Genomic DNA, 18,800 nt, shown 5'->3' with positions numbered 1-18,800 from the left:
GCTCGTTCAAGTTGACAGGCAAGCAAGCCATGTTGATGCTTACACATCTGAACGTGAGCGGGAATCGATTTGAACGGGCTTTAATGACAATCAAAGTGCTCGCTACTGTGGCAATTTCTCAGAGCACATTAATTGGACTCAACACAGCCCGCTGCTTACTTGTTTACTCGGACGGCATCAAAGAACCAGCCCTTCCAAAATATAACCAGCCTGTTCCGATTCAAGATAAAAACCGTAGTGCAACTTATTTCAACAGCCGTGACCGGATTGGGTAGCTTGAGTCCTTCGACGTTCGAATTCCATCCTTTACGCAAATACAAGGTCGGCTCAACTTTCTGCGCTTCAAATTCCGTATCTCCGCAATCTTGGTCACCGAACGCGACTTTATCTTTCCTTATCGTAAAAATATGACCGACTAGTTGCGCTGCTTCGCGTTCATCAAGTGATGTGATGTCAGCGCTATCAATCGGCTTGGTAAATCGCCATTGCCCCGTTACGATACGTTCTATCGAATCTGATGCGTTGACTGAAGGCGACGCCACAAGAGTGAGCGCCAAGAAAAATTGCAGGAAAATGGCGCCGCGTATCAAGGCTATAAGTCCAGGGACTGACATTTGTAATTCTCCTCATTTGCTAGTGGCAGCAGCTTTTTCAGCTCGGAATGGTGCGCTCTCTTCGGCACGCCTCTTGATTAACCCAGGAGCTATCACCAGCTTCTTTTTTCCTTTCTCGACTACAGTAACCTTGATCATTAACGACATATTGTTGGCAGCACCGGCAAAATCTCCTCGATTCACAAATCTAAAAGTTTCTCTGGATCCGTTCGCGCCCGCGTTATAAGCCAGACTGCAAAGCGCATCGAACTGAGCTTGATTAAGTGCAACAGTGATATTGCGGTGAATGATTGCCTCCGTCTCCGCAATCTTTCGCTCAAATTCTTGGTCAACCATCTTGACTGATACCTTCTTGCCCAACTCTTCTTTTGTGCAAACACCTCTGTGAGCGAGGATACCTACGCCCCAAGTGCAATGCCCCTTGTTTTTCCCCATATCGTTGTAATACCGATATATGGCCTTTTCGGTCGCCCGAAGACGGGCGCGTCCATCCGGCGACATTTTCATTGTGGCATTGGGTCGTGGAGACTTGGGATTGTTGCTACTCATATCTAGCTCCATAATCGAAAGAAATGCTCAACTTATCATTATGGAAATCAGAGTCATTGATGTCTCACAAGCAGGCTCTGCATTAGTTAAGGCAGCATAGTCAGCTCAACAATACTGGAGGAATCATGGCAATTGACGTCTATTTGCAAATCGATGGGATCAAAGGCGAGTCGCAGGACGACAAGCATAGAGACTGGATTGAATGTACATCGGTGAATTGGGGACTCATTCAACCCCGTAGCGCAACCGCATCGACCGGCGGGGGCCATACGGCAGAAAGAGTCGAGCTCGAAGAGGTTACGTTCAGCAAAATGGCGGACTTGTCATCGCCAATTCTTATGCAGACCTGCGCGATGGGCAAGACCATTCCAAAAGCAAAGTTCGAATTCATGCGCGCCGACGGCAACGGAAACCCAATCAAGTATTTCGAAATAGACCTGGAAAATATCCTGATCGGCGCAATTTCACCCGGCATCGAGGCAGGCGCGATTTTACAAGAGCATGTGAGCCTGAAATTCTCCAAAGTGAAATGGAAATACACGCAACAGAAAATCGGCGGTGGCGGTGGCGGCTCGACGGTTGGTGGATGGGATTTAGCCGCCAATAAGGTTGCGTGAGCGAATAAATTCAGGAATCCCCGAAACACCGGGGATTTGTCGTTTTTGCAATTGGTCGTGCCAGAAAAGCAGTATGAGTGACAAAGCGCGGCTGGATATCTTGCGGCCCCGTCAAAGAGCGCCAAGGCAAGCCGGGCCCTGCGCTGGCATGCGCTCCAGCCCTTACCGGCAACGATTCTCGCGTGTGCCAAGAGTTGCACAGCGCAAAGTAAAAAGGGTTACGCAATTGCGTAACCCTTCAACTTTGTTGGTAGGCCTCCCGTGAGTCGAACACGGCACCAACGGATTATGAGTCCGCTGCTCTAACCAAGCATGAGCTAGAGGCCCAGAAACTGGTACGGTGGAAAGTGAACTCGCCACCTGCTCGCCGGCTGGACACCAGATGAGCGAAGTGGCGAGAGCATATTGCCTTTACTGCCAGTACGTCAAGCCTTCACGACCAATCAGCTGCTGCCCTCGAGGAAGCTCTTCAGCTTGTCCGAGCGCGATGGGTGACGCAGCTTGCGCAGCGCCTTCGCTTCGATCTGGCGAATCCGCTCGCGGGTCACGTCGAACTGCTTGCCCACTTCTTCCAGCGTGTGGTCGGTCGACATCTCGATGCCGAAGCGCATGCGCAGCACCTTGGCTTCGCGTGGCGTCAGCGAGTCGAGCACGTCCTTCACCACGCCGCGCATCGAGGCATGCAGGGCCGCATCCGACGGCGCCAGGGTGTTGTTGTCCTCGATAAAATCGCCCAGATGCGAATCGTCGTCGTCACCGATCGGCGTTTCCATGGAGATTGGCTCTTTCGCAATCTTCATGATCTTGCGAATCTTATCTTCCGGCATTTCCATCTTGATCGCGAGGGTCGCCGGATCCGGTTCGGCGCCGGTCTCTTGCAGGATCTGGCGCGAGATCCGGTTCATCTTGTTGATCGTTTCGATCATGTGCACCGGAATACGGATCGTGCGCGCCTGGTCCGCGATCGAGCGGGTGATCGCCTGGCGAATCCACCACGTCGCATAGGTCGAGAATTTATAGCCGCGACGGTATTCGAACTTGTCCACCGCCTTCATCAGGCCGATATTGCCTTCCTGGATCAGGTCGAGGAATTGCAGGCCGCGGTTGGTGTACTTCTTGGCGATCGAAATCACCAGACGCAAGTTCGCCTCGGTCATTTCGCGCTTGGCCTTGCGGGCCTTCATTTCACCAGCCGCCATTTGACGGTTGATGTTGCGCAGGTCTGGCAACGGCAGCACGACGCGCGCCTGCAGGTCGATCAGGCGTTGCTGCAGTTCCTTGATCGTCGGGATATTACGGCCCAGGATAGCGCTATAGGCGTGGCCGGCGTCCACTTCGCCGTCGACCCATTCCAGGTTCGTCTCGTTGCCCGGGAAGACCTTGATGAAGTGGGCGCGCGGCATGCCGCAGCGGTTCACCGCGACGTCGAGGATCTGCTTCTCGATGTGGCGCACTTCGTCGACCTGGCCGCGCAAGGTGTCGCACAGCTTCTCGACCACCTTGGCCGTGAAGCGGATGCCCAGCAGCTCGTTGGAGATCGCTTCTTGCGCCTTGACGTAGGCTTTCGAGTTGTAGCCGTCCTTCTCGAAGGCCTTGCGCATCTTGTCGAATTGCTGGCCGATCTCGTCGAACTTGCCGAGGGCGGCGGCTTTCAGGGCCTCGAGCTGCTCGGCCGAGTAGCCCGCGGCGGCGCCGGTGCCGGTCGAGGCTTCTTCTTCCTCTTCCTCTTCTTCGGCGTCCTCTTCGTCTTCTTCATCCTCATCGGAATCGGTCGAGGTCGGGGCGACCGCGCTCGGCGAGGTTTCTTCGCCTTCTTCGGGGTCGACCATGCCGTCGACGATTTCGTCGATCTTGATTTCGTCGCGCTCGATCTTGTTGGCGGCGTCGATGATCTCGGCAATGGTCACCGGGCAGGCGGAGATCGCCTGGATCATGTCCTTCAGGCCGTCCTCGATGCGTTTCGCGATCTCGATCTCGCCTTCGCGCGTGAGCAGCTCGACCGAGCCCATCTCGCGCATATACATGCGGACCGGGTCGGTGGTGCGGCCGAAGTCGGAGTCGACCGTCGACAGCGCGGCCTCGGCGGCAGCCTCGGCCTCGTCGTCGCTCGTGACGTTAGGAACGTTATCGGACAGCAGCAGCGTCTCGGCATCGGGCGCGTGCTCGTACACGGCGATGCCCATGTCGTTGAAGGTGCCGATGATGCCTTCGATCGCTTCCGGATCGACGATATTCTCGGGCAGGTGGTCGTTGATCTCGGAATACGTGAGGAAGCCGCGCTCCTTGCCCGACTTGATCAGGGCCTTGAGCTTGTTGCGGCGCAGCTCGAGCTCTTCCTCGCTGGCTTCGGTATCGGACGAGAACGCGTCTTTCAGCAGCGCTTTTTCTTTGGCCTTGCGGTCCTTGGCCTTGGCCTTGTCCGCCGCCTTCAGCTCGGCGCGCTCGACCGCGTTCAGTGCGGCGATCTCGTCGTTTTCGGGGGTGAATTCCTTCGGCTTGCGGCCACGCCGTCCCGGCACCTTGACGGAAGGCAGGACGTAGCCCGACGTGTCGATCGCGGCCAGGGTAGCCGCATCGGTCGTCTGACTGACAGGCGCTGGGTTCGCCGTACGAACCTCGGCCTTGTCTTGCGAATTGTCCGCCTTGGCGGCAGACGCTCTCGTGGTTTTCGCAGCCACGTTGGTTTCGGGTTTCTTGGTTGGCACAGGCGCTTTCGATGTCACAACGACTAACTTTACGATGGTTAAAAATAAAGTTTTGTTACCTTACATCATCCTGCAGGCACAAATCCATGGGCCTCGCTAACTGAAACACCACGCGTCCGATTGAACCGAAAATCGTTTCAACAGTTGCAATAGTTAGCGTTTTATTATAGCACGCACCCCACCTTTTTCCAGTTGCGAGCGCCTGGGCGTCCAGGGCGGAGCCAGGTGATCATCGGGGTGCCATCTCGGCAGCAGCCTCGCGGGCCAGAAGGTCCTGCTGAGCAACAATCTCGCGGTAGCGAGCACTCACCTGATCTGGGGTCAATCCAGAAGAAAACAACTGGTTAAGCTCCTGTTTTAACGAATCCATCTTGATCTGTCGCACAGAACTTAACAGAACAATGCGGTCTCCATCGACCTCATTTTCCGGCTCCGCCGCGATTTCTGCGATCATCGCGTCGTATTCATTCGTCACTTCCCTGAGCTGCTGGGACAGGGCCGCGAAGGTGCCGTGTTCGCCCAGGGCCTGCGCGGTCTCGACCAGGTGGCGCAGGCGATCGGAACTTTCTTCTCCAAAATAATCGAAGGCCTGCAGCGCCTGCTCGTCGAGCAGCAGGGCCAGGTGCGGGTGCGCGACCAGGATGCGCAGCATCTTGAGCTCGAGTCCCACCGGCTCCGGCCGCCCCTGGCGCGGCGGCGCGCGGCGCGCGGTCGCCACCGGCTTGGACAACTCGAACAGGCTTTCGATCTCCGCCGGCGTCGATTGGGTCATGCTGGCCAGGCCGCGCACGATCTGCAGGCGCAGGCTCGACGGCGTCATCGCCTGGAGCAGCGGCTTGGCCTCGAACTGGGCGTGAGCGCGTCCTTCCGGCGTGTCGAGGTCATGTTCCTGCGTCACTTCGCGCAGCAGGAATTGCGACAACGGCATCGCGTCGGCAATTTCTTGCTCGAAGGCTTCGGCCCCGCGCTCACGCACGAAGCTGTCCGGATCGTGCTCCTGTGGCAAGAACAGGAACTTGATCGTCTTGTCATCGCTCACCTGCGGCAGGCAGGCCTCGAGGGCGCGGCGCGCGGCGCGGCGGCCGGCCTTGTCGCCGTCGAAGCTGAAGATCACGTCGTCGGTCTGGCGCAGCAGTTTTTGCACGTGGGTCGTGGTGCAGGCGGTGCCGAGGGTGGCGACCGCTTGCGGAAAGCCCAACTGGGCCAGCGCAACGACGTCCATATAGCCTTCGGTCACCAGCACGTAGCCGGCGTCGCGGATCGCCTGGCGCGCCTCGAACAGGCCGTACAGTTCCAGGCCTTTCTGGAACAGCGGCGTTTCGGGCGAGTTCAGGTATTTCGGTTCGCCGCCGTCGAGCACCCGGCCGCCGAAGCCGATCACCTGGCCCTTGGTATTGCGGATCGGGAACATCACGCGCTCGCGGAAGCGGTCGTAGCGGCGCTGGTGATTGCCCTGCTCGTCGACCTTGTCGATCACCAGACCGGATTCGACCAGCACGTGGGCGTCGTAGTCGGGGAAGATCGCGCGCAGGCTGTCCCAGCCGGACGGCGCGTAGCCCATGCCGAAGCGAGCGGCCACTTCGCCCGTCAGCCCCCGGTTCTTGAGATAGGCGATGGCATTTGGCGCATCCCGCAACTGGGCGCGGTAAAAATTGCAGGCCTGGGTCAGCGCATCGGTCATGGCCAGCGTCTGCGCCTGCTGGGCGGCGCGCTGGGCCGGCGGGATACGGTCGTCGGCGTCGGGCACGATCATGCCGACGTTCTGGGCCAGGTCCTTGACGGCGTCGACGAAGCCCATGCCGGAATACTCGATCAGGAAGCCGATCGCGGTGCCATGGGCGCCGCAGCCGAAGCAGTGATAGAACTGCTTGGTCGGGCTGACCGTGAAGCTGGGGGATTTTTCGTTATGGAACGGGCACAGGCCCATGAAGTTGGCCCCGCCCTTTTTCAGCTGGACGTAGCGGCCGACGATGTCGACGATGTCGACACGGTTGAGCAAATCGGTAATGAAAGTTTGCGGAATCACTTGGCGTTACACAGTGTTTGTCTAGAGTCAGACTATACCGCAGCGCTTGCTGCAAGTTGATATGCAACAAGATGATGTCCCCGCACGGTAGCGCGCGGGAACAGCATGTGGCAATCAAGCGCCGGCGAGGGCCTTCTTGACCAGGCCTGATACGACGGTCATGTCGGCACGGCCCGCCAGCTTCGGCTTGAGCACGCCCATCAGCTTGCCCATGTCTTGCGGACCGCTGGCGCCGGTGGCGGCCACGGCGGCGGCGACTTCGGCGGCGATTTCTTCGTCAGACAGGCCGGCAGGCATATAGGTCGACAGGATGGCCATCTCGGCCTTCTCGACGTCGGCCAGGTCGGCGCGGCCGCCGGCTTCGAACTGGGTGATCGAATCCTTGCGCTGCTTGATCATCTTTTCGATCACGGCCAGCACCTGGGTGTCGTCCAGCTGGGTCTGCTCGTCGAGTTCCTTGCGCTTGACTTCGGCGATGATCAGGCGCACGGCGGCCAGGCGGCCGCTTTCCTTGGCGCGCATCGCGGCTTTCATATCTTCGGTCAGTTGTTCTTTCAAGCTCATGGAATCTCCGTATTCGGTGGTGTGACTGGATGCGCGACGCCACTGACGAGACCGGCTATGGCGTGGCACAAACGACAAAACCCGCTGCGGCGAAACCGAAGCGGGTTTGCGGACATCAGCGACTCGCCGGGACAGACATGGCCGTCACCGGGTCTTGGCCGGCTGAGCTGTAATTAGTACAGTTTCTTCGGCAGTTGCTGGCTGCGGATGCGCTTGTAGTGGCGCTTCACGGCAGCTGCCAGCTTGCGCTTGCGCTCTGCGGTTGGCTTTTCGTAGAACTCGCGTGCGCGCAGTTCCGTCAGCAGACCAGTTTTTTCGATGGTGCGTTTGAAGCGACGCATTGCGACTTCGAACGGCTCGTTTTCTTTAAGGCGGATAGTGGTCATGTAAAAATCAAACCGTTGGATTTAGATAAGAACGAAATTCTAGCACCGTTTTTCGATCAATGGAAGCGTTTATCACGCCGTCAACTGCGGTGTGCCGCAATTGACACATCAGCCATTGGCAATGGCCAAGCCTGCCGCGACGCCCGATGCCCAGGCCCACTGGAAGTTGTAGCCGCCCAGCCAGCCGGTGACGTCGACCGTTTCGCCGATGAAGTACAAACCCGGCACCTTATTGGCCATCATGGTTTGCTGCGACAATTCCCGGGTATCGACGCCGCCCAGGGTCACCTCGGCCTTGCGATACCCTTCCGAGCCGGTCGGCACGATGGACCAGCGATTGATCGCGTCACCCAGCTTGCGCAATTTCGCGTCGGCCATGTCGGGCAAGCGCGCGGCTGGGTCGAAGCCATTGGCTGTCAGCAAGCCGTCGGCCAGGCGCGCCGGCAGCCATTGGGCCAGCACATTGCCCAGCTGCTTTTTCTCGGTCTTCTTCAGGCCGATCAGGGTCTCCGCCACGTCCATCTCGGGCAGCAGGTCGAGCACGATCGGCGTGCCCGGCTGCCAGTAGCTGGAAATCTGCAGGATCGCCGGGCCGGACAGGCCGCGGTGCGTGAACAGCAAATCTTCGCGAAAATGGCCGCGCAGCGAGCCCTTCCCTTTCGCGCTGCCCGTGCTCACCTCGACCTCGAGCGCGATGCCGGCCAGCGGCACGAAGGGCTCCCAGCTGGGACCGTCGAAGGTCAGCGGCACCAGGCCGGGACGGGTTTCCACCAGTTTCAGGTCGAACTGTTTTGCGATGCGGTAGCCCAGGTCGGTCGCGCCGATCTTCGGGATCGACAGGCCGCCGGTGGCCACCACCACGCTATCGACCAGCAGTTCGCCGCCATCGGTGTCGATGGAAAAACCGCTCTCCAGTTTTTGCACGCCGGCCACCTTGCATGGCATACGCCATTCGACGCCGCCCAGTTCGCACTCGGCGCGCAGCATGGCGATGATCTGCTCGGCCGAATCGTTGCAGAACAATTGACCCTTGTGCTTTTCGTGGTGGGCGATGCGGTATTTCTTCACCAGCGCCAGGAAGTCCTGGGCCGTGTAGCGCGACAGCGCGCTCTTGCAGAAGTGCGGATTCTGCGACAGGTAGTTTTGCGGGGCGGCATTGATATTGGTGAAATTGCAGCGACCGCCGCCCGAGATGCGGATTTTCTCGGCGAGTTTGACGGCATGGTCGATCAGCACCACGCGCTTGCCGTTCTGGGCCGCCACGGCCGCGCACATCATCCCGGCCGCGCCCGCGCCGATCACCGCCACATCGTATTGTTTTGCCATGCCTGCTGCTTCCTGCCTTGCGTCGAACCCGCCATTGTAATGCCAGCGGCGGGTCCCGGTCAGCACTCACGTAAGCAACTAAGCCAGCGGCTGGCTGCGCGCGCGGATCTTGCGCGACACTTCCACGCAATACGCCACCTGGGTCGCGATCGAGGCCGGCACCGGCACCTCGCCGCGCAGCGCGGCGCCGATCCAGGCCGCGGTGGTGGCCGCGTCACGGCCATCGGGCACCTCGGACAATGCGTCGGTCGGCGCATCGCGCTCGACCAGCAGCGCGCGCTGGCCGGCATGGAACCAGTCGATGCGCTGGGCGCGATGCGGATGGGCCACGGTCTCGCCCTCGGTGCCGCGCATCAGGAAGGCGTCGCCCTGGCTTTCACTGTCCACGCCCTCGAAGAAGCCGCCCAGGGTTTCCAGGTATTCGGGATGGGTGTACGACACCAGGCGCAGCGCCGGGCCGTCGAAGGGCTGCAGGATCTTGACCAGGGTGTGGGTCGAGTTGCGCACGCCCAGCACCCGCCGCAGCGACAGCATCTGGGCCAGCCGCGGGGCCAGGTGCTCGATCGGCATGAAGGCCGGACGCAGGTGGGCGAACTCGTTCTGCACCTCGGCGGCGGTGGTTGCTTCAAGCAGCCCCAATTCACGCAGGATCTCGGCGGTGGCCACGCGCCCCGGGTCGGTGCGCACGCCGTGCACCAGGGTCGGCACGCCCTCGCGCGCCAGCAGCAGGGCCAGCAGCGGCGTCAGGTTGGCCAGCTTGCGCGCGCCGTTATAGGTCGGGATCAGGACCGGGGCGAACTCGCCGCGCGGCGTGGGCAGCGGCGCGAACGAGGCTGCGGCGGCGTCCATGAAGCCGGCCAGCTCGTCCACGGACTCGCCCTTGATGCGCATGGCGAGCAGGATGGCGCCCAGTTCCAGGTCCGAGACCCGGCCTTCCAGCATGGCGGCGTAGAGCGCGCGCGCATCCTCGCGCGTCATGCTGCGCGCGCCTTTGACGCCGCGGCCGATTTCCTTGATGAAGGGGGCCGCGACAAAGCGTTCGATGTCATTCGTGTCGGTAGTCATGGCAAAAGGATACACGGGAACGGGACTGGCCTGCAGCACAGGGCGGCACCGGGGCATGGATTTTGCGATATCGCTTATGCACGTGCAGCAATTTCCGTCTACACTGGTCGATCCACCTGAAGAATTTTAGATAGCACCATGACCAGCACGCCACAAATCGAAAATACCAACGTCAGCTCGTTCACCCGGATGCCCACGCCGGTCGAACTGCATGCGGCCCTGCCGCTGAGCGAGCGCGCCTATGCGACCGTCATGGGAGGCCGCGAGACGCTGCGCAATATCCTCGACCGCAAGGACAAGCGCCTGTTCGTCGTGGTCGGCCCCTGCTCGATCCACGACCCCGAAGCCGGCCTCGACTATGCGCGCCGCCTGAAAGCGCTGCAGGACGAAGTCAGCGACACCATGGTGCTGGTGATGCGCGTGTATTTCGAGAAGCCGCGCACCACCACCGGCTGGAAGGGCTATATCAACGATCCGTTCATGGACGACTCGTTCCGCGTCGACGTCGGCATGGAACGCGCGCGCCGCTTCCTGCTCGACGTGTGCGAGCTGGGCTTGCCGACCGCGACCGAGGCGCTGGACCCGATTTCTCCGCAATACCTGGGCGACCTGATCGCCTGGACCGCGATCGGCGCGCGCACCACCGAATCGCAGACCCACCGCGAGATGTCGTCCGGCCTGTCCACGCCGGTGGGCTTCAAGAACGGCACCGACGGCGACGTCAGCATCGCGATCAATGCGGTGCTGTCCTCGGCCAATCCGCACGCCTTCCTGGGCATCAATGGTCAAGGCTCGGTATCGGTCGTGCGCACCAGCGGCAATGCCTACGGCCACGTCGTGCTGCGCGGCGGCGGCGGGCGGCCGAACTACGATTCGGTGTCGGTGGCGATTGCCGAGCAGGCACTGACCAAGGCCAAGTTGCCGGCCAACCTGGTGGTCGACTGCTCGCATGCGAACAGCTACAAGAAGCCGGAACTGCAGCCGCTCGTCATGTCCGACGTGATCCAGCAGATTCGCCATGGCAATCAATCGCTGGTGGGCGTGATGATCGAGTCGAATATCGTCAGCGGCAACCAGGCGATTCCCGCCGACCTGTCGCAGCTGACCTATGGCTGCTCGGTGACCGATGGCTGCATCGGCTGGGAAGAGACCGAGGCCATGTTGCGACAGGCGCACAAGGAGTTATTGCAGCGTCCGTGAATTCGAACGAACCGTACGGTAAAATCGACGGTTCTGCCTAATTCACACTGCTCCTCCCATGATCGTTCTCGGCGTCGAATCCTCCTGCGATGAAACCGGCTTTGCTCTGTATGACACCGAGCGCGGCCTACTGTCCCACGCCCTGCACTCGCAGGTCGCCATGCACGAGGAGTATGGCGGCGTGGTACCGGAACTCGCTTCGCGCGACCATATCCGGCGCGCCATTCCGCTATTGGACGAAGTCCTGAAGCGCGCCGACCTGCCGGCATCGAACATCGACGCCATCGCCTATACGCAAGGCCCGGGCCTGGCCGGCGCGCTGCTGGTCGGCTCCTCGGTCGCCTGCAGCCTGGCGCTGGCGCTCGATAAACCCGTGCTCGGCGTGCACCACCTCGAAGGCCACCTGCTGTCGCCGCTGCTGGCGTCGGAGCGCCCGGAATTTCCCTTCCTCGCGCTGCTGGTTTCGGGCGGGCATACCCAGCTGATGCGGGTCGACGGCGTCGGCAGCTATACGCTGCTGGGCGAGACCCTGGACGACGCGGCCGGCGAAGCCTTCGACAAATCGGCCAAGCTGCTGGGCCTGGGCTACCCGGGCGGGCCGGCAATTTCGCGCCTGGCGGAGTTCGGCGATCCGACCGCCTATACCCTGCCGCGCCCCATGCTCCACAGCAAGGATTTCAACTTCAGCTTCTCGGGCCTGAAGACCGCCGTGCTCACCGTGGTCAAGAACCACGAAGAAAAAGTCGTCGCCAATATCTGCGAGCAGGACAAAGCGAACATCGCGCGCGGCTTCGTCGATGCGATCGTCGACGTGCTCACCGCGAAATGCGTGAATGCGATGAAGCATACGGGCCTGAAGCGCCTCGTGATCGCGGGTGGCGTCGGCGCCAACAAGCAATTGCGCGAATCGCTCAACGCGGCCGCCGCCAGGCGCAAGTTCAAGGTGTATTACCCGGAGCTGGAATTCTGCACCGATAACGGCGCCATGATCGCCTTTGCCGGCGCCATGCGCCTCGAGCGCAACCCGGCGCTGGCCCAGCGCGATTACGCCTTCACGGTGCGCCCGCGCTGGCCGCTGGACGAGCTGGAAGCTGCATGAATAGCAAGGGAATCGCTCGAATTCGCCATTGAACTTGCCAGCCTGACATCGATCCTACCGTGTGACCGTTGCTCGCCAAACGGTGGCAATATCCGTCGATCAAGATTTACGGAGGTGAACGATGCGCGTAGTAAGCTGGAATATTCGTTGGGGTTGTGGCAAGGACGGTCGAATTCGCATCCATGCGATCATCGACGTGCTGCGCCGGCTGAACCCCGATGTGATCTGCCTGCAGGAGGTGGCGGCCAACCACCCCGAGCTCGAGGGCAGCGCCAGCGCCAACCAGTTCAAGCAGCTCAGCGGCGCATTCGGCGGCTACCACGCGATGGAGCACGCCCCGAGTGAAATCTACAAGAACAACGTTCCGCGCCTGTTCGGCAACCTGATCCTCTCCAAATACCGTATCTCGCAGGTGCACCGCCACCTGTTGCCCTGGCCGGCCGATCCGGAGCACCCGGCCGGCATGCCGCGCGGCCTGCTCGAAACCGTGGTCGATGCGCCGACTGGCAAGCTGCGCCTGCTGACCACCCATCTCGAGTACTATTCGCCGCCGCAGCGCATGGCGCAAGTGGCGCGCATCCGCGAGCTGCATGCCGAGGCCTGCGCCCGCTCGCGTTTGTTCCAGCCCGATCCGAATCTCGATGCGCCGTTCCAGCTGGGCTTCCGGCCCGGCTCGGCGATTCTTTGCGGCGACTTCAATTTCGCGCCGGATGCGCCGGATTACCAGGCGCTCCTGGGCGCGCCGGAACCCGGCGCGCTGCCGCTGGTGGACGCCTGGCGCGCGGTGCACGGCGACATGGCGCGCGCACCGACCACCGGGCTGCACGGTTTCCCGTGGCCCGAGCGGCCTGAATGCTATGACTATTTCTTCGTCACCGACGACCTGGCGTCGCGCTTGAGCTCGCTCGACGTGCAGTCGGAGACGGCGGCGTCGGATCATCAGCCGGTGGTACTGGAACTCACTTGATCGACACCGTTGGGTTGGCGGCTTGCCGCCAACCCAACGCCTGAATCACGCCGTGGTTTCCGGCTCCAACCCCGGAATCTCGCGCAGCGCCCGCTCGAACACTTCCGGCGGCTGGCCGCCGGAAATCAAGTGGCGCTGGTTGATGATGATCGCCGGCACCGACTTGACGCCGGCGCGCTGGAAGAATTGTTCGCGCGTGCGCACGTCTTCCGCATATTCATTGGAGCCCAGGATGATGGCTGCCCGCTCACGGTCCAGGCCGACGCTTTCGGCCGTGCGCAGCAGCACCTCATGGTTGCTCGGGTCTTCGCAGCGGGTGAAATAGGCTTCCAGCAGCGCGGTCTTGAGCTGGCGTTGCATGCCCTCGTCCTCGGCCCAAGCCAGCAGGCGGTGGGCGTCGAAGGTGTTGTAGATGCGGCCGCGCCGCTCCATGTCGAAGGTAAAACCGACGGCGGCGCCGCGTGCGCGGATCGTCTCGCGGGTGGCGGCTTGCTGCTCGGCCGTGGCGCCATATTTCTGCGTCACGTGCTCGACGATGTCCTGGCCATCCGGGCCCATGTCGGGGTTCAGCTCGAAGGGCTGGAAATGCAGGTCGACGCGCACTTCGTCGCCGACCTTCAACAGGGCCTGTTCCAGCGATTTCAGGCCGATCGCGCACCAGGGGCACGAGACGTCCGACACAAAATCGATCCTGAGTTGCTTGCTCACGGGGTACCACCTTTCTGTCCGGCGCGGCGCGGGTGCGCCGCTGTTCAAGACGAATGGTAACGCCTGCAAGAAAATCCGGCGCGCGGCGGCCCGTTTCGCTTACTTGGCTTTCTTGGCCCCGGCCGACTTGCTGCCGATCTTCGATTCCTTGCCGGCGATCAGGTTGCCGATATTGCTGCTGTGACGCCACAGCAGCAGCGCGCTCATCACGAACACGGCGAACAGGATTGCATCGACGCCGAACAGCAGGCCATAGTAGAACGGCGCGAAGATCGCGGCGACCAGGGCCGCCAGCGAGGAATAGCGGAAGGCGTAGGCGACGATCAGCCAGGTCGCCAGGGTCGCCAGGCCGAGCCATGGATTGATGCCGAGCAGGACGCCCAGCGCGGTGGCCACGCCCTTGCCGCCCACGAAGCGGAAGAACACGGGCCACAGGTGGCCGATGAAGACGGCGATCGCGACCAGGGCGATGCCGGTGTCATCCAGGCCGACATCGGGGCCGAACCGCATCGCCAGCCAGACCGCCAGCCAGCCCTTGGCGGCGTCGCCGACCAGGGTGGCGATCGCGGCCTTCTTGCTGCCGCTGCGCAGCACATTGGTGGCGCCGGGATTCTTGGAGCCATAGGTGCGCGGGTCGGACAGGCCAAAGACGCGGCTCATCACGACCGCGAAGGAAATCGAGCCGAGCAAATAGGCGGCAATGGTGGCAATCAGGGTGTTCATCTACTCTCTCAGTGGGTTCCGGCCGATGTCATTACCGGAAATCGGTCGTGAATATACACCATCGGCCGCTGGTGGGAAAAGCTACTCGGCCAGGGCGCACTGCACCGGACGCGCCTTCAGCACGTCGACCAGCACCTTCGGGTCGATGCCGACCAGGTAGCCGCGGCGTCCACCATTGATGTAGATCTTGTCCAGCGCCAGGATGCTTTCCTCGACATAGACCGGCATCGCCTTGCGGATGCCGAAGGGCGAGGTGCCGCCGACCAGATACCCTGAGTGGCGCTGGGCGACGTCCGGCTTGCACGGCTCGACCGACTTGCAGGGAATGGCGCGCGCCAGGTTCTTGGTCGACACCTTGCAGTCGCCATGCATCAGCACGATGAGCGGCTTGGCGGCCTCGTCCTGCATCACCAGGGTCTTGACCACGTCGTGTTCGGGCACGCCGAGCGCGCTCGAGGACACTGCCGTGCCGCCATGCTCTTCGTACTCATAAGGATGCTCGGAAAATGCGACGGCATGCTTGCGCAGGAATTGGGTGGCGGGTGTCTCTGAGACGTGCTCTTTCTTGGCCATGCGTGTTACGCTAAAGACGAACAATAGGGGTTTCTATTATGCAGGAAGAACTTCGGTTTGCCACCTTCAACACTTTCAACCTGGCCCCGCCCGGCGCCCGCCTGTACGACAATCTCGCGCCCACCACGGCCGCCGAGTACGAGGCCAAGCTCGACTGGACCGCGCACCAGCTCGACCTGATCAATGCCGACGTGATCGGCTTCCAGGAGATCTTTTCGCAGAGCGTGCTGAAGGAAGTGCTGCGGCGCAGCCGGCGCTATCGCGACGCCCACCACATCGGCTTCGATCCCGACCCGGCCGCCCCGCGCCTGACCCCGAGCGTGGCCCTGGTCTCGCGCCTGCCGCTGGCCGAGCCCGGATCGCAGCTGCCGATGTTCCCGGCTAACGTCACGATGCCGCCCGGCAGCCGCGACCCGGACCGCTTCACTCGCGCCCCGCTGCATGCGGGCGTGATCGCGGCGCCGGGGGTGGTGATCGACGTGATCGTGGTCCATCTCAAGTCGCGCCGGCCCGACTACCGTTCGAGCGACAGCGGCGCCGACCCGCACCTGTATGCGCTGGCCTGCCTGCGCTCGCTGATCCGGCGCGGCACCGAGGCCACCGCGCTGCGCGTGCTGCTGACCGACATGGCCCATGCCAACCGCCGCCCGCGCATCGTGCTGGGCGACTTCAACGACGTGGCCGATTCGGTGACCACCGAGATCGTGCTGGGCGAAGGCACGCCGGTCGGCGAGCGCATGTTCGACGCCAGCCAGGTGCAGCGCCGGCTCGACCACCAGCGCCACGTCGGCTTCTCGATCCTGCACGACACGCGCCATTCGACCATCGACCACATCCTGGTGTCGCCCGAATTCAACCCGGCGCTGCCCCACGCGATCGGGGAAGTGGTGGACGTGGTGTACCTGAACGATCACCTGAATCTGGCGCTGCCCGAGGCGTCGGATCATGGGCAGGTGCTGGCCAGGATACGGTTGTTCGGGCAACGTGATTTGACGTGACCGCAACGTATCAGCCAGGATGCGGTGACAAGTCGGGTGTCGCCATGGCCGCGCTGGCATAAAACCCCTGGTAGTCGTCACAGCCATGCCGGCGCAGGAAATCCAGCTGCTCGGCCGTCTCCACGCCCTCTCCCACCACCCGCAAGCCCAGGCTGCGCGCCACCGAAATGATGGCCGGCACCATGGCCGCATCGACCGGGTCGCGCCCGACGTTGCCCACATAGCTGCGGTCGATCTTGAGCTTGGTGAGCGGGAAGCGGCGCAACGCCTCCAGGCTCGACAGGCCGGTGCCGAAGCGGTCGATGCTCAGCTGCACGCCGCGTGCGCGCAGCGCCATCGCCGTCTCGAAAGCCGGCTCGCCGCGCACCAGCGCCTCCTCGGCGATCTCGAGCTCGAGCGCTCCCGGCCCCAGGCCGGCGCCCTGCAAGGCGGCGTCGACCGCCGCCAGCAGCCCCGCATGCGCGAGCTGGGCGGCGGACAGGTTGACCGCGACCGTGACCGGAAACCCCGCATCGCCCCAGGCGCGCGCCTGGCGACAGGCTTCCTTCAATACCCATTCGCCGATCGGGACGATCAGGCCGGATTCCTCGGCCACCGGCAAGAAGTGCTGCGGCAGCAGCAGGCCGCGCTCGGGATGGCGCCAGCGCAGCAAGGCCTCGACCGTGCCGACGCGGCCGCTTGCCACCTCGACCTCGGGCTGGTATTCGAGCACGAATTCATGGCTCTCGATCGCCTGGCGCAGCCGGTTCTCGAGCTCGACCCGCTCGATCACATGGGCGTTCATGGCCGGATCGAAGAAACGGAAGGTGTCGCGTCCGTCCTGCTTGGCGTGGTACATCGCGACGTCGGCATGGTGCAGCAGGGCCTCCACCTCGTCGCCGTCGTCGGGGCACAGCGCGATGCCGATCGAGACCGACAGCGCCACCTGCTGCCCGCCAACGTCGATGGGCCGCGCCACCGCCTGGGTGACGGCGCCGGCCACGTGCGCGGCCTGGTCGGCGCCCTTGATGTCGCCCAGCAGCACCACGAATTCGTCGCCGCCCAGTCGGCTGATGGTGTCGACCCGGCGCACGCAGGCGCGCAGGCGCGCGGCGACCTCGCGCAGCACGGCGTCGCCGGCCTGGTGGCCGTGGTGATCGTTGATCGGCTTGAATTTATCGAGGTCGAGGAACATCACGGCGCAGCGGTCGCGCTGGCGGCGCCAGGTGGCCAGCGCCTGGTGCAGGCGGTCGAGGAACAGGATGCGGTTGGGCAAGCCGGTCAGGGCATCGTGCTCGGCCTGGTGCCGCACCTGCTCCTCGAGCCGCTTGCGCTCGCTGATGTCGGACAGCATCGCCATATAGCTGGACACGTCGCCGTGGGCGTCGCGGATCGCCGTCAACGCCACCCGCACCGGATAGCGCTCGCCATTGCTGCGCACGCTGGCCAGTTCGCCTTCCCAGTGGTCGTGGCCGTCGAGTTCGGACCAGATGCGCTCGTAGAAGCCGTCGGCGGCATCCCAGCCCAGGCTGGCCAGCGACTGGCCGAGGATGTGCTCGGGGACGTGGCCGGTGATGCTGGTGAAGGCGCCATTGACGGCGCGCACGCGGTAGTCGGCATCCATCATGATGATGGCGTCGCGCGCGTTCTGGAACACCTGGGCCGCCTGCGCCAGGTTGCTCTCGGCCTCTTTACGCGCCGTGATGTCGACTTCCATGCAGAAGATCTCTTGCATCACGCTGTCGTGCTTGACCGGGTAGTGGCAGGAATAGACCCAGTGGCGGCGGCCGGCGCGCGATTGCACCTGCCAGTCGCGCGCCGGCGGCGCGTGGCCGCTGCACCAGATCGCGGCGATCGCATCCGCGAACTCGGCCTGGCGGTCGAGGTGGCACACCAGCTCGCGGAAGGGCTTGCCGACCGCCTCGTTGGACGGGATGCCGTACAGTTCTTCGCTGGCGCGGTTCCAGAAACGGATGGCGCCGGCCTGGTCCATCGAATGCACGGCGACCGCCGGCGCCAGCTCGAGCGCCGTGACGAAATGGTGGAGCCAGCCGAAGGCTTCGCCCCCACCGTCGCCACGTCCCGGGAGGTCGCCTGCGGGACTGGCTTGCCCATCCCCGGCAAGTGGAGAATCGAGGGAGGGCGCGGCCGACGGCGCGGACGGGTGCGCCGCGGAATTCGGCGGTGGTTCGCTCACAGCAATGGCCTTTCGCTATGGAAACGACAATAAGCAGGTAGACAACACCGACATTGTCATGCCGTGGCGGGCCATGCCGTTTGCGAGCTCGCAAACGGCGGGCGGCACGCGCTTTGTCGCGCCATACCGCCATTCACACCGGCCAACTGACAGCTTGTCGCATTCAGATGGCTCAGACCGTTGTGGATGCTTATAGTTCCATCATGCGCCAGGGGCTCCATCGATGTCGACGGAGCACGCGCGCAATCCTTTTGATGGGCCGGCCGCTCAGGCCAGGCTCGGCGGCGCTGCGGCAGGGGTGCGCTCTTCGCCCTCCTCGCCGGTCGCATCGCCGTCCGGCTGCACGGTCGCGGCGCCGTCGGCCGGCGCGTTCTTCGCTTCCAGCTTGCGCCTGGCTTTTTCTTCGGCCTTGCGCTTCTTTTCGAGTTCCCGTTGCCGCTTTTCGTAAGAAAAATTGTTCCGTGCCATAGTCACCTCGACGTGTTTAATTCAAGGAAAATGCTG

At 62.7% G+C, this 18,800-nt stretch carries 18 protein-coding genes and 1 tRNA gene; 5 read left to right on the top strand and 14 right to left on the bottom strand.

All coding sequences use genetic code 11. The features are described from left to right. Positions 1 to 155 precede the first annotated feature (155 nt). Positions 156 to 614, bottom strand: coding sequence for a hypothetical protein (locus tag HMPREF9710_RS27760; protein WP_157225449.1), 459 nt, complete (start codon positions 612 to 614; stop codon positions 156 to 158). Between the two features lie 12 nt (positions 615 to 626). After that, positions 627 to 1,163 (bottom strand): lysozyme, encoded by a 537-nt coding sequence (locus HMPREF9710_RS27010; protein WP_081589861.1) that lies wholly within the window; start codon positions 1,161 to 1,163, stop codon positions 627 to 629. 125 nt (positions 1,164 to 1,288) lie between these two features. Between HMPREF9710_RS27010 and HMPREF9710_RS07895 the strand changes: the two genes are divergently transcribed. Continuing rightward, a complete protein-coding gene (locus HMPREF9710_RS07895; RefSeq protein ID WP_005665418.1) occupies positions 1,289 to 1,780 on the top strand; it encodes an Hcp family type VI secretion system effector in 492 nt (163 codons plus the stop codon). 248 nt (positions 1,781 to 2,028) lie between these two features. Here the strand turns inward: HMPREF9710_RS07895 and HMPREF9710_RS07890 are convergent. The 7 genes from HMPREF9710_RS07890 to ybiB all read right to left on the bottom strand — a co-directional run bounded on the left by HMPREF9710_RS07890 (position 2,029) and on the right by ybiB (position 9,852). Then, positions 2,029 to 2,107 (bottom strand) — tRNA-Ile (locus HMPREF9710_RS07890). A gap of 116 nt (positions 2,108 to 2,223) precedes the next feature. Beyond that, on the bottom strand, positions 2,224 to 4,458 hold the full coding sequence (gene rpoD / locus HMPREF9710_RS07885; protein WP_040775841.1) for an RNA polymerase sigma factor RpoD: 2,235 nt from the start codon (positions 4,456 to 4,458) through the stop codon (positions 2,224 to 2,226). Between the two features lie 256 nt (positions 4,459 to 4,714). Beyond that, positions 4,715 to 6,511, bottom strand: coding sequence for a DNA primase (gene dnaG, locus HMPREF9710_RS07880; protein WP_005665414.1), 1,797 nt, complete (start codon positions 6,509 to 6,511; stop codon positions 4,715 to 4,717). A 114-nt stretch (positions 6,512 to 6,625) separates the two neighbouring features. Continuing rightward, entirely contained in the window at positions 6,626 to 7,075 is a 450-nt protein-coding gene (locus HMPREF9710_RS07875) for a GatB/YqeY domain-containing protein (RefSeq protein ID WP_005665412.1), read from the bottom strand. Positions 7,076 to 7,248: 173 nt separating this feature from the next. Continuing rightward, the gene (rpsU, locus tag HMPREF9710_RS07870) at positions 7,249 to 7,461 is read right to left on the bottom strand and encodes a 30S ribosomal protein S21 (protein WP_005665410.1); all 213 of its coding nucleotides are present in this window, start codon (positions 7,459 to 7,461) and stop codon (positions 7,249 to 7,251) included. Between the two features lie 108 nt (positions 7,462 to 7,569). After that, the gene (locus tag HMPREF9710_RS07865; RefSeq protein ID WP_005665406.1) at positions 7,570 to 8,787 is read right to left on the bottom strand and encodes a BaiN/RdsA family NAD(P)/FAD-dependent oxidoreductase; all 1,218 of its coding nucleotides are present in this window, start codon (positions 8,785 to 8,787) and stop codon (positions 7,570 to 7,572) included. A gap of 78 nt (positions 8,788 to 8,865) precedes the next feature. Beyond that, positions 8,866 to 9,852: a DNA-binding protein YbiB gene (ybiB, locus tag HMPREF9710_RS07860; protein ID WP_040775214.1), complete on the bottom strand. Its 987-nt coding sequence runs from the start codon at positions 9,850 to 9,852 to the stop codon at positions 8,866 to 8,868. A 138-nt stretch (positions 9,853 to 9,990) separates the two neighbouring features. On the opposite strand from ybiB, the gene HMPREF9710_RS07855 reads away from it, so the two are divergent. From HMPREF9710_RS07855 to HMPREF9710_RS07845, 3 genes are all read left to right on the top strand, one after another. Then, positions 9,991 to 11,052 carry a 3-deoxy-7-phosphoheptulonate synthase gene (locus tag HMPREF9710_RS07855; protein ID WP_005665404.1) on the top strand — a complete coding sequence of 354 codons (1,062 nt, stop codon included), beginning with the start codon at positions 9,991 to 9,993 and terminating at the stop codon, positions 11,050 to 11,052. Positions 11,053 to 11,110: 58 nt separating this feature from the next. Continuing rightward, on the top strand, positions 11,111 to 12,151 hold the full coding sequence (gene tsaD, locus HMPREF9710_RS07850) for a tRNA (adenosine(37)-N6)-threonylcarbamoyltransferase complex transferase subunit TsaD (protein ID WP_005665403.1): 1,041 nt from the start codon (positions 11,111 to 11,113) through the stop codon (positions 12,149 to 12,151). Between the two features lie 121 nt (positions 12,152 to 12,272). Then, positions 12,273 to 13,118: an endonuclease/exonuclease/phosphatase family protein gene (locus HMPREF9710_RS07845; RefSeq protein WP_005665401.1), complete on the top strand. Its 846-nt coding sequence runs from the start codon at positions 12,273 to 12,275 to the stop codon at positions 13,116 to 13,118. 45 nt (positions 13,119 to 13,163) lie between these two features. On the opposite strand, the gene HMPREF9710_RS07840 is transcribed toward HMPREF9710_RS07845, so the two are convergent. The 3 genes from HMPREF9710_RS07840 to ybaK all read right to left on the bottom strand — a co-directional run bounded on the left by HMPREF9710_RS07840 (position 13,164) and on the right by ybaK (position 15,122). Further along, on the bottom strand, positions 13,164 to 13,826 hold the full coding sequence (locus HMPREF9710_RS07840) for a DsbA family oxidoreductase (RefSeq protein WP_040775211.1): 663 nt from the start codon (positions 13,824 to 13,826) through the stop codon (positions 13,164 to 13,166). 99 nt (positions 13,827 to 13,925) lie between these two features. After that, complete coding sequence (gene plsY, locus HMPREF9710_RS07835) at positions 13,926 to 14,549, bottom strand: glycerol-3-phosphate 1-O-acyltransferase PlsY (RefSeq protein WP_005665398.1); 624 nt, start codon at positions 14,547 to 14,549, stop codon at positions 13,926 to 13,928. 81 nt (positions 14,550 to 14,630) lie between these two features. Beyond that, complete coding sequence (ybaK, locus tag HMPREF9710_RS07830) at positions 14,631 to 15,122, bottom strand: Cys-tRNA(Pro) deacylase (protein ID WP_005665396.1); 492 nt, start codon at positions 15,120 to 15,122, stop codon at positions 14,631 to 14,633. Positions 15,123 to 15,160: 38 nt separating this feature from the next. Between ybaK and HMPREF9710_RS07825 the strand changes: the two genes are divergently transcribed. Then, positions 15,161 to 16,120, top strand: a complete 960-nt coding sequence (locus HMPREF9710_RS07825; protein WP_005665394.1) for an endonuclease/exonuclease/phosphatase family protein — start codon at positions 15,161 to 15,163, stop codon at positions 16,118 to 16,120. Between the two features lie 10 nt (positions 16,121 to 16,130). Here the strand turns inward: HMPREF9710_RS07825 and HMPREF9710_RS07820 are convergent, their stop codons facing one another. Continuing rightward, positions 16,131 to 18,296, bottom strand: a complete 2,166-nt coding sequence (locus HMPREF9710_RS07820) for a putative bifunctional diguanylate cyclase/phosphodiesterase (protein WP_005665393.1) — start codon at positions 18,294 to 18,296, stop codon at positions 16,131 to 16,133. Positions 18,297 to 18,563: 267 nt separating this feature from the next. After that, the gene (locus tag HMPREF9710_RS07815; protein WP_005665391.1) at positions 18,564 to 18,764 is read right to left on the bottom strand and encodes a hypothetical protein; all 201 of its coding nucleotides are present in this window, start codon (positions 18,762 to 18,764) and stop codon (positions 18,564 to 18,566) included. Between the last annotated feature and the right edge of the window lie 36 nt (positions 18,765 to 18,800).

This window comes from Massilia timonae CCUG 45783, from assembly GCF_000315425.1.
Taxonomy (GTDB): domain Bacteria; phylum Pseudomonadota; class Gammaproteobacteria; order Burkholderiales; family Burkholderiaceae_D; genus Telluria; species Telluria timonae.
Note: the sequence above shows the minus strand (reverse complement) of the source record. Positions and strands in the feature narration are given on the sequence as shown.